Source organism: Streptomyces sp. NPDC001714 (assembly GCF_042892755.1).
Lineage (GTDB): Bacteria > Actinomycetota > Actinomycetes > Streptomycetales > Streptomycetaceae > Streptomyces.
Genome location: NZ_JBIAUL010000006.1, coordinates 1 through 9,475, shown reverse-complemented (window position 1 = coordinate 9,475; position 9,475 = coordinate 1). Strand labels below are relative to the sequence as shown.

Annotated in this window: 8 protein-coding genes; 7 read left to right on the top strand and 1 reads right to left on the bottom strand. The window is 71.7% G+C overall.

Annotation, left to right across the window (positions count from 1 at the left end):
• The first annotated feature begins 201 nt into the window (after nt 1-201).
• The 3 genes from ACFY0P_RS16865 to ACFY0P_RS16855 all read left to right on the top strand — a co-directional run bounded on the left by ACFY0P_RS16865 (nt 202) and on the right by ACFY0P_RS16855 (nt 3,838).
• Nucleotides 202-1,482: a sensor histidine kinase gene (locus ACFY0P_RS16865; RefSeq protein WP_388912868.1), complete on the top strand. Its 1,281-nt coding sequence runs from the start codon at nt 202-204 to the stop codon at nt 1,480-1,482.
• Nucleotides 1,467-2,117, top strand: a complete 651-nt coding sequence (locus ACFY0P_RS16860) for a response regulator (RefSeq protein WP_388912865.1) — start codon at nt 1,467-1,469, stop codon at nt 2,115-2,117. Before ACFY0P_RS16865 ends, ACFY0P_RS16860 begins: the two co-directional genes overlap by 16 nt.
• Nucleotides 2,118-2,290: 173 nt before the next feature.
• Entirely contained in the window at nt 2,291-3,838 is a 1,548-nt protein-coding gene (locus ACFY0P_RS16855) for a DUF1996 domain-containing protein (protein ID WP_388912862.1), read from the top strand.
• Between the two features lie 100 nt (nt 3,839-3,938).
• On the opposite strand, the gene ACFY0P_RS16850 is transcribed toward ACFY0P_RS16855, so the two are convergent.
• Nucleotides 3,939-4,346: a hypothetical protein gene (locus ACFY0P_RS16850; protein WP_293991191.1), complete on the bottom strand. Its 408-nt coding sequence runs from the start codon at nt 4,344-4,346 to the stop codon at nt 3,939-3,941.
• Nucleotides 4,347-4,510: 164 nt separating this feature from the next.
• On the opposite strand from ACFY0P_RS16850, the gene ACFY0P_RS16845 reads away from it, so the two are divergent.
• The 4 genes from ACFY0P_RS16845 to ACFY0P_RS16830 all read left to right on the top strand — a co-directional run bounded on the left by ACFY0P_RS16845 (nt 4,511) and on the right by ACFY0P_RS16830 (nt 9,201).
• Nucleotides 4,511-6,439, top strand: a complete 1,929-nt coding sequence (locus ACFY0P_RS16845) for a hypothetical protein (protein WP_388912859.1) — start codon at nt 4,511-4,513, stop codon at nt 6,437-6,439.
• An 88-nt stretch (nt 6,440-6,527) separates the two neighbouring features.
• Nucleotides 6,528-7,424, top strand: coding sequence for a metal-dependent hydrolase (locus tag ACFY0P_RS16840; protein WP_388912856.1), 897 nt, complete (start codon nt 6,528-6,530; stop codon nt 7,422-7,424).
• Nucleotides 7,424-8,455: a PDR/VanB family oxidoreductase gene (locus ACFY0P_RS16835; RefSeq protein ID WP_388912853.1), complete on the top strand. Its 1,032-nt coding sequence runs from the start codon at nt 7,424-7,426 to the stop codon at nt 8,453-8,455. Before ACFY0P_RS16840 ends, ACFY0P_RS16835 begins: the two co-directional genes overlap by 1 nt.
• A 56-nt stretch (nt 8,456-8,511) precedes the next feature.
• Nucleotides 8,512-9,201: a TetR/AcrR family transcriptional regulator gene (locus ACFY0P_RS16830; RefSeq protein ID WP_388912850.1), complete on the top strand. Its 690-nt coding sequence runs from the start codon at nt 8,512-8,514 to the stop codon at nt 9,199-9,201.
• Nucleotides 9,202-9,475: the final 274 nt, after the last annotated feature.

The window sequence follows — 9,475 nt, the reverse complement described above, 5'->3', positions numbered from 1 at the left end:
GGGGGGGGGGGGGGGGGGGGGCGCGCCCCCCGGCCCCCCCCCCCGGGCCGGGGCCCCCCCCCCCCCCCCCCCCCCCCCCACGACGGCGCCGCAGTCGGCACACGGCATGTCGCGGCACTCCCGGGGTGTATCCAGCACCACCCCCTGACATGGGGCTTCGGGCCAGTGACCCGGATCCGGGAGGTTCGGGAGACTGGTCGCATGACGACGAACACAGACAGCGGGGGCTTCCGTGCCAGGGGGCGGGAGACCCTGCTCGCCGCCGTGCGGGGGCTGGTGCTGGCCTTGGTGATACTGCCGGTCTCGGTGCTCTGCTTCGTGCTGGTCGCGGTCTCGGTGGCGCTGATCCCGATCGGGGTCGGGATCGTGACCACGCCGTGGATCCTGGGCGGGGTGCGGGACGTGGCGGACGTGCGGCGGCGGCTCGCGTACGAGTGGTGCGGGGTGCGGATCCGGTCGGCGTACCGGGCGGTCCCGGCGGACGCCAACCCGTGGGCCAGGACCTTCGGGATGCTGCGGGACCCGCAGGTCGGGCGTGACGTGCTGTGGCTGTTCACGGACATGACGGCCGGGTTCGTGACCGCGCTGCTGCCGGCGGTGCTGTTGTTCTATCCGTTCGAGGGGTTCGCGGTGGCCGCCGGGCTGTGGCGGGTGCTCACCCTCGATGGCACCTACTGGTACGGCTTCGTCCCGGTCACCGGCCAGGCCACCGCGTTCGGCGCCGCGGCCACCGCCGCCGTGCTGCTGGTCGGCGCCTGGTACCTGTGCCCGCGGCTGCTGACCTCCCACTTCCGGCTGACCCGCGCCGTCCTCGACCCCGGGAAGGGCGAACTCGTCGAACGGGTTCGGGTGTTGACGGAGACGCGGAAGGACGCGGTGGACGCCTCGGCCGCCGAGCTGCGCCGGATCGAGCGGGATCTGCACGACGGGGCGCAGGCCCGGCTGGTCGCCATGGGCATGGACCTCGGGACCATCGAGATGCTCCTGGACAAGGACCCGGCGAAGGCGAAGCAACTGCTCGCGCAGACCCGGCAGGCGTCCGTGGAGGCGCTGGGCGAGCTGCGGGACCTGGTCCGGGGCATCCATCCGCCGGTGCTGGCCGAGCGCGGGCTCGGGGACGCCGTACGGGCGCTGGCGCTGCGGCTGCCGGTGCCGACCGAGGTGACGGTGGAGTTGCCGGGCCGGGCGGACGCGCCGGTGGAGTCGGCCGCGTACTTCGCGGTGAGCGAGGTGCTGACCAACGCGGTCAAGCACTCCGGTGCCGACCGGATCTGGGTCGACCTGCATCACGTGAAGGAAGGCGGCGGGATGCTGCGGATCTCGGTCACGGACCACGGCCGGGGCGGCGCGGTGGTCGGGGCCGGGTCGGGGCTCGCCGGGGTGGAGCGGCGGCTGGGTACATTCGACGGCGTCCTGGCCGTCAGCAGCCCCGCGGGCGGCCCCACCATGGTCACCATGGAGATTCCGTGCGCGTTGTCCTAGCCGAAGACCTGTTCCTGCTCCGCGACGGGCTGGTCCGGCTGCTGGAGGCCTATGGCTTCGAGATCGCGGCCGCGGTCGAGTCCGGCCCCGAACTCGACCGCGCCCTGGCCGAGTTGAAGCCCGACGTGGCCGTGGTCGACGTACGGCTGCCGCCGACGCACACCGACGAGGGGCTGCAGTGCGCCCTCCGGGCCCGGCGGGAGCGGCCGGGGCTGCCGGTGCTGGTGCTCTCCCAGCACGTCGAGCAGCTGTACGCACGCGAGTTGCTGGCCGACGGCAGCGGCGCGGTGGGGTACCTGCTGAAGGACCGGGTGTTCGACGCGGAGCAGTTCGTGGACGCCGTTCGGCGGGTCGCGGCGGGCGGTACGGCGATGGATCCGCAGGTGATCCAGCAACTGCTGTCCCGGCGGGCCGACGACCGGCCGCTGGGGGGCTTGACACCGCGGGAGCTGGAGGTCCTGGAGCTGATGGCGCAGGGCCGCTCGAACGCGGCGATCGCCGGGCAGCTCGTCGTCACGGAACGGGCCATCGCCAAGCACACCTCCAACATCTTCACCAAACTGGGACTCGAGGTGTCGGACGATGACAATCGGCGCGTCCTCGCGGTGCTCGCGTACCTGGACCGCGACCGGTGATTTTCCAGAAACCGCCCTGCTCAAACGGCAGTTGTGCCCCAAGTGCGTAACAAATCTCTGATGAATTTGTGAGACGCCTGAACACGTCTGAGACCGCCTGCGTATGAATGGACGCCGCTTCACTCCTGTCGGGCGCCTCGATGCCGCCCCGCAAGGAAGGTCTGAGGAGTTCCATGGGACGCAACATACGCAAACGCCGTTCGCCGCTGACCGTCAAGGTCATAGCCGCATCGGCGGCTGTCGCACTCGGCGGGGGCGGGCTGCTCTATGCGCAGATGAACGCTTCGGCTCACGAGTCGAACAACTCGGCGCAGAACTACACGAAGGCCGCCTCCGCGACGGTGGCGACCATCTCCTGCCCCGACGTCGGCCAGAAACTGACGAGTGTGCCCGACAAGGCCAAGCAGGGGGTGGCGACGGAACTGGCGAACCTCGACAAGCAGATCACCGAGGCCTACTCCCGGCTCGCCTCCACCCGTCAGGCACAGGCGAACGACGCCAACTTCGTCCAGAACGCGATCGTCGGCCCCCTGAAGGAGAAGCGGGCGGCCACGATCGACCGGATCAGGATCGACATCACGCGGGTCGGCGGCCAGTTCGACAGCGCGCTGTCGCAGCTCGCCGCCTGCACCACGCAGGCCGCCAACCAGACCACCGCCGGCCAGGGCAACAACAACGGCGGTCAGAACAACAACGGCGGTCAGAACAACAACAACGGCGGTCAGAACAACGGCGGCCAGGCCAGTGCCGCCCCGAGCGCCAGCGCCAGCACCCCGGTCGACGTCGGCGCCGGCGGCCAGGCCGGCAACGGCCCGTCCGCGGCGGACTTCGTGGACATCACGAAGGTCGCGGCGAACGTCCAGGGCAAGCCGCAGAATGGCGCCCAGGCCTCGACCGGTACCTTCACCACCCGCTGCGGTACGAACCAGAACAAGAACCACAACACCGACAACGTCATCGTGGCGCCCGGCGTGACCAACGGCGCGCACCACGAGCACGACTACGTCGGCAACCAGAAGGTCAACGCGTTCTCCACGAACGACTCGCTGCTGGCCGCCCCCTCCAGCTGCCAGAACCAGAGTGACCTCTCGGCGTACTACTGGCCGGTCGTGCGTGAGCAGAACGGCCAGCAGGAGTTCGACGCGAACGCGCTCGGCGGTGGCAAGGAAGGCAACGTCGGCAAGATCATCACGCCGGTCAAGGCGCAGATCAAGTACGTCGGCAGCCCGGCCAGCAAGGTCGTCGCGATGCCCCAGTTCCTGCGCATCATCACCGGTGACGCCAAGACCACGACCAACGGTCTGGCCAACGCCAACGCGCACTGGAGCTGCACCGGCTTCGAGAACAAGGTCCAGCTGACCCAGCAGTACCCGATCTGCCCGCAGGGCAGCCAGGTGGTGCGGACGTTCGCCTTCCAGAGCTGCTGGGACGGCGTGAACATCGACAGCGCCAACCACCGTACGCACGTGGCCTTCGCGGACCCCGCGAGCGGTGTCTGCCCGAACGGCTTCAAGGCGATCCCGCAGCTGACCATGCGCCTGGTGTACAACCTGGCCCAGCCGAGCATCGTGAACGGCCAGGTCAAGAACGCCTACGCCGTGGACGGTTTCCCCGAGCAGCTGCACAAGGCGGCCACCGACCACGACGACTTCATCAGCGTCACCAAGAACAACCTGGCGGCCACGATCGCCAACTGCATCAACACCGGCAAGAAGTGCTAGTGAGCAGTAGCTAGCCGGCGGCACCTGGGCCGGTAGCACGAAGCGGGCGGTGGGATTCTCCCACCGCCCGCTCTCGTATGTGCCGTACGGATCGCGAACCTCAGCTGGTGTGCTTGCTGTGGTCGACGCCGATCTCCTCCTCGCCGCCCAGCGTGGTCTGCAGCGCCTTCACCACCTTGTCGGTGCCGACGGCGACCCACTTGCGGCCCACGAGGTAGAAACCGCCGTAGTCCTTCGCGTCGTTGATCCACTCGCGCTGGCCGCGGTCGGTGGCGAAGGTGGCGAAGACGAACTTGCCTGCGGGGACCTTGCAGATCGCCTGGCGGACCTCGTCGGAGTCGATCTGCATGTCCGGAGTGCACTTCACCTTGGCGGCCAGGCTCTCCAGGCTGCCGGTCGCGGTGACCGGGATCTTGGCCTCCGCCTTGCCGTCTCCGGATCCACAGCCCGCCAGCGCCAGGACGGCCACGGCGCCGGCCACGGCGAGCATCGGTCGGGTCAACCTCATCTGTTCCTCCGGTCGCATTGCCGGCCCCGGGTGCCTTCAGGGGGCCCGTCCCCTTCGATACGGCTGCGGGCCGCGAAGCACTCACATCGGCTCACATCGCACGGGACACCGCAGTGTCACCCGAGTGGCGGTGACCAACCAACGGGTCGCTCGTTCTTCAGGACGTGCAGTCACAGGATGTAGCCCAGCGTCACGCAGCCGCCTCCGCCGGAGCCCCGCAACCGGCCGTCGATGTCGAGCAGGCCGAGGCCGCGCTCGTCGAGCACTACCCACGGCTCGTCCGGCTCGCCTACCTGGTGCTGCCACCGGGGCTCGCGCGCGGCCGCCGCGTCCTGACCGCGCACTCCCTGGTCCAGCGGGCTCTGCCCCGGGGCCGCAAGCAGTTCCCGGTGATCCCGGCCCAGTCGGACGGGCGGCAGACCGACCCCGGGTACTCCCTGGTCCGCCTGGAAGTGGTGCGTACGGCACTGGAGGCGGGCCATCCGCTCCGGCTCACCGCGTGGCCCAAGCGTGCCCAGCTGCCGCCGCTGCTCCCCCAGGTGTGGGGCCTGAGGCTCTTCCCGCGCTCCGGCGGCGCCGACGAACTCGCCCTGGACCAGCGGCTCGCCACCCTCTCCGGCCCGGCCCGCGCCGCCTACGCGCTGCGCGGTCTCGAACAGCTCCCCGACGGCGACGTCCGGGGTCTCCTGCGGGCGGCCGGCGTCGAGCAACCCGAGGACGCGCTCGCCGAGGCGAACGGCGTCCCGGCCGAGTACCCGCTGCTCGACTCCCCCGAGTTCGACCCCTGTTCCCTGCAGGCCCGGCCCACCGACCTGATGCGCCGCCGTCAGCACACCAAGGCGGCGCTCGCCGCCGCTGCCGCCCTCGCCGTGTGCGGGGCGCTGGTCGCACTGCCGGACGGCGGCTGGGGCGCCGACGGCGCGGCCGCCCCGGTGTACGCGCAGAACCCGGCCGCCCAGGCCGCCCTGGACCCGGCGCAGGTGGCAAAGGTCCCGGCCACGGTCTGGAAGACCGCCGCGCGCACCGACTTCTCCGTCTGGCCGGCCCGCGGCGCCCTCACCGGCGACACCGCGCTGCTGCGCCGTGCCCTCGCCGTCTGGGCCCGCCCCGGCGGCACCGTCCGCGTCTCGGCGACCCCCGGCACCCAGACCGGCGGCCCGGCAGGACCGCCCCAGCTGCTGTACGCGGGCGTGGTCGACAGCGCCCGGGTGGTGATCTTCTACGACGGTCTGCGCATCGTCCGCTACGCCGAACCGAAGGACGGCACCCAGGGCGCGGCCCTGGACTTCGCCCGTGCCGACGGCGCGGCAGGCCCGGAGGCGAGCGCCCTGGTCCTCGGCCGCTCCGACGGCAACGTCCGCTATCTGACCGCGCCCTGGGTGACCGGGGCGGCCGAGCGGGACCTGACGAAGCCGGACTCCGGGGCGCTTGACCTCGGGCTGACCGACGGGGTGACCGGGCCGCTGGCCAGTCCCGCGCTGCAGCAGGGGACGTGCACGTCCTGGAACGTGCTCCAGCTGACCGACGCGCAGGGTGTGCACCTCGCGACCGACCTGGGCGAACTCATGCCGGCCCGGCTCACCGCCGGGCGGCCCGGCGAGACCGGCGAGGCCTCGGGGGCGGCGGCGCGGCGCGACTGGGCGCCGTTCGCCTGCTCGCTGGCCGCGGAGCGGTCGGCCGGGGTGCGCAGTGTCAACGCGTGGGCGTTCGCCGAGCAGCAGCTGCCGGACGCCGGCGGCACCGGGTCGTGGGTGTGCACGCGCACCGAGACCTGGCGGGGCGACGGGACAGTGTCGCTGGCCCAGTTCCGGACGCCGGGCAGCCGGTACGGAGCGGTGGCGGCCAAGGGGGCCGACGTGACGGCCTGCGGTCCGCGCGACCCGCACGTGCTGGCCGGGGTGTTGTGGAAGTCCGGGGGCGGCCAGTGGTACCTGCTGGCCGCGGGTAGCCGCGACACCGCGTCGATCCGGGCGACCGGTGGGGTCACGGCCTCGGCGCAGGGGACGACGCTGGTGGCCGAGGCGAAGCAGGGGGCGCAGGCCGAGCTGAAGGGGACGCTGGAGGAGGGCGGCGAGATCAGCGGGCTGCGGTGAGTCCGCCACCCGAGCGCTTGCTGACGCTCGCGTAAACAAGGCGGCCGGAGGTCTTCTCAGGCCACCTACCCGTCAGTACATTGACGCCATGTCCAACAAGCAGCCGCAGCCGGTGCAGTCCGAGCACATCGCGCTCAAGGCCCGCAATGTGTCCTTCGCCTGGGAGGACACCCCTCTGCACTGGGTCCCCGGCGATCCCTTCGCCACGCACACCATCAACGTGCTGCACATGCTGCTGCCCGCCGGCGAGCGCTGGTTCGTGCACGTCTACAAGCAGGTGCTGCCGCTCATCCGTGACGAGCGGCTGCGCGCGGACGTCATCGGGTTCATCGGGCAGGAGGCCATGCACTCCCAGGCCCACGACGAGGTGCTGCCCCACCTCAGGGAACAGGGCCTCGACCCGACGCCGTACACCGCGCAGGTCGACTGGTTCTTCGAGAAGCTGCTCGGCGACCGGACCCTGCCGCCCGGGAGGGCCAGGCGCTGGTGGCTGCTCGAACGGGTCGCGCTGATCGCGGCCATCGAGCACTACACCGCCTTCCTCGGCGACTGGGTGCTCAACGCCGGGGAACTGGACCGGCGCGGCGCCGACCCGATGATGCTGGACCTGCTGCGCTGGCACGGTGCCGAGGAGGTCGAGCACCGGTCGGTCGCCTTCGACCTGTTCCTGCACCTCGACGGCGGCTACCGGCGCCGGGTGCGGACCTGGGCGACGGCGTTCACGGCGATCGTGTTCCTGTGGCAGCGCGGCGCCCGCTTCTTCATGGCGAACGACCCGACGCTCGACGAGGGCCGGGCCCGGCTCCGGGACTTCTATCTCGCCGGCCGGCGCGGCACGCTGCCCGCCACCGGCGACATGCTGAAGTCGATCCCGCGCTACCTCAGCCGCACCTACCACCCCTCCCAGGAGGGCTCCACCGAGCAGGCCGTCGCCTACCTGGCCTCCTCCCCCGCCGCGCGCGCCGCCGAGCAGGAGGGCAAGTGATGACGCCGAGGCTGCGGACCGTCGTCGCCGTCGCGGGCGCCGCGCTGCTCGTCAGGCGGGCCCTGCGCCGCCGTATCGAGGCCTCGCCGCTGTGGCCGATGCCGGCCCTGGATCCGCCGGCCTCCGGGCAGCCGCGCTCCCGGGCGCTGCGGCTCCTGGTCGCCTCGCACCGGGCGGTCGCCGACGGGGTCGTCCAACTGCGCCTGGAGGGCGGTCGGTTGCCGGCCTGGCAGCCCGGCGCCCACCTGGACGTGGTGCTGCCGTCCGGACTGGTCCGGCAGTACTCGCTCTGCGGCGACCCGGCCGACACCTCGTCGTACACGATCGCCGCCCGGCTGGTCGCGGACGGGCGGGGCGGTTCGCGGGAGCTCCACGAGCAGGTCGCGGAGGGCATGGAGCTGGAGGTGCGCGGGCCGCGCAACCGTTTCCCGCTCGCCGAGGCCGCCTCGTACGTGTTCGTGGCCGGGGGCATCGGGATCACGCCGATCCTGTCGATGGTGCGGGCCGTGCCGGACGGCGTGGCGTGGCGGCTGCTGTACTGCGGGCGGACGCGCGCCTCCATGCCGTTCCTGGCGGAGTTGGCCGGGGACGACCGGGTCACGGTCGTCGCGGAGGACGAGGACGGGCGCCCGGACCTCGACGCGCTGGCCGTCCCGGAGGGCGCGGCGCTGTACTGCTGCGGTCCGGAGGGGCTGATGGCGGCGGTGGAAGCGCGGTTTCCGGCGGTCCGCCTCGAACGTTTCGCGCCGCGTACCGACAGCGGCGGCAACCACGCCTTCGAACTCGAACTCCGGCGCAGCGGACGGACGGTGCCGGTCCCGGCCGACACGTCCGTGCTGGCCGCGGTACGTGCGGAGCTGCCCGACACGCCGTACTCCTGCGCACAGGGGTTCTGCGGGACCTGCCAACAGCGGGTGCTGGAAGGGGAGGTGGAGCACCGGGACGAGCTGCTCACGGACACGGAGCGTGCCGACTCGATGCTCATCTGTGTATCCCGGGCCCGAAGTGGGAGACTTGTGCTGGATCTGTGAACACCCGTGAAGGGTCGGGTCCGTGGGAGGCCGGATCCGATCGGTAAGGTGTTCGCATGACAACCGGGGTACGCCGCAGGATGGGAGTCGAGGAGCGGCGGCAGCAGTTGATCGGCGTCGCCCTCGAACTGTTCAGCCGTCGCTCGCCGGACGAGGTCTCGATCGACGAGATAGCCTCGGCCGCGGGCATCTCACGACCGCTGGTCTACCACTACTTCCCCGGCAAACTCAGCCTGTACGAGGCCGCGTTGAAGCGGGCCTCGGAGGATCTCGCGGGCCGCTTCCAGGAGCCCCACGAGGGCCCGCTCGGGGCCAGGCTGCTGCGCGTGATGCGCCGCTTCTTCGACTTCGTCGACGAACACGGGCCCGGCTTCGCCGCGTTGATGCGCGGCGGCCCCGCGGTCGGCTCCTCGGCGACCAACGCGCTCATCGACTCCGTACGGCAGGCCGCCTACGAGCAGATCCTCTCCCACCTCGACATCACCGAGGCGCCGCCCCGTCTCGAACTGGTCATCCGCTCCTGGATCTCGCTCGCCGAGTCGACCGCCCTCATCTGGCTGGACGGACGCCGCATCCCGCGCGCCGAGCTGGAGATCCAGCTCGTCCACGATTTCGCTGCGCTGACGGCGGTGAGTGCGGCGTACGACGAGGAGATGACGGCGTTGGTGAAGCGGATGGTGCAGGGGGAGCCGGCCGACGGGCCGTTCGCCGACCTGGCCGCCCGACTGATCGCCCTGGCGGGCTAGGGCCTGCCGTTCGGCCGCGGCGCCATGGGGGCTGGTCGCGCAGTTCCCCGCGCCCCTTACGGGGCGCTGCCGAACCGCGCCCCAAAGGGGCGCTGGGGGTCCCCCCGGCCGAAGGGCTGGGGGAGGAACGCGCGACCGCCCACGACGGCGCGACAGCCGGACAACCGGCGGATGCGGGCCTAGGCTGTTTCGTTTGGATCAGGGGGCGGACCACAGGAAGATGCCGGCGATATGGAGTCCGGCCAGGTAGATGGTCGCGGTCTTCTCGTAGCGG

What these genes read in the sequence shown, in the direction of transcription:
- ACFY0P_RS16850 (WP_293991191.1), bottom strand. Translation starts at nt 4,346, where the DNA reads ATGAGGTTGACCCGACCGATGCTCGCCGTGGCCGGCGCCGTGGCCGTC.
- ACFY0P_RS16865 (WP_388912868.1), top strand. Translation starts at nt 202, where the DNA reads ATGACGACGAACACAGACAGCGGGGGCTTCCGTGCCAGGGGGCGGGAG.
- ACFY0P_RS16830 (WP_388912850.1), top strand. Translation starts at nt 8,512, where the DNA reads ATGACAACCGGGGTACGCCGCAGGATGGGAGTCGAGGAGCGGCGGCAG.
- ACFY0P_RS16835 (WP_388912853.1), top strand. Translation starts at nt 7,424, where the DNA reads ATGACGCCGAGGCTGCGGACCGTCGTCGCCGTCGCGGGCGCCGCGCTG.
- ACFY0P_RS16840 (WP_388912856.1), top strand. Translation starts at nt 6,528, where the DNA reads ATGTCCAACAAGCAGCCGCAGCCGGTGCAGTCCGAGCACATCGCGCTC.
- ACFY0P_RS16855 (WP_388912862.1), top strand. Translation starts at nt 2,291, where the DNA reads ATGGGACGCAACATACGCAAACGCCGTTCGCCGCTGACCGTCAAGGTC.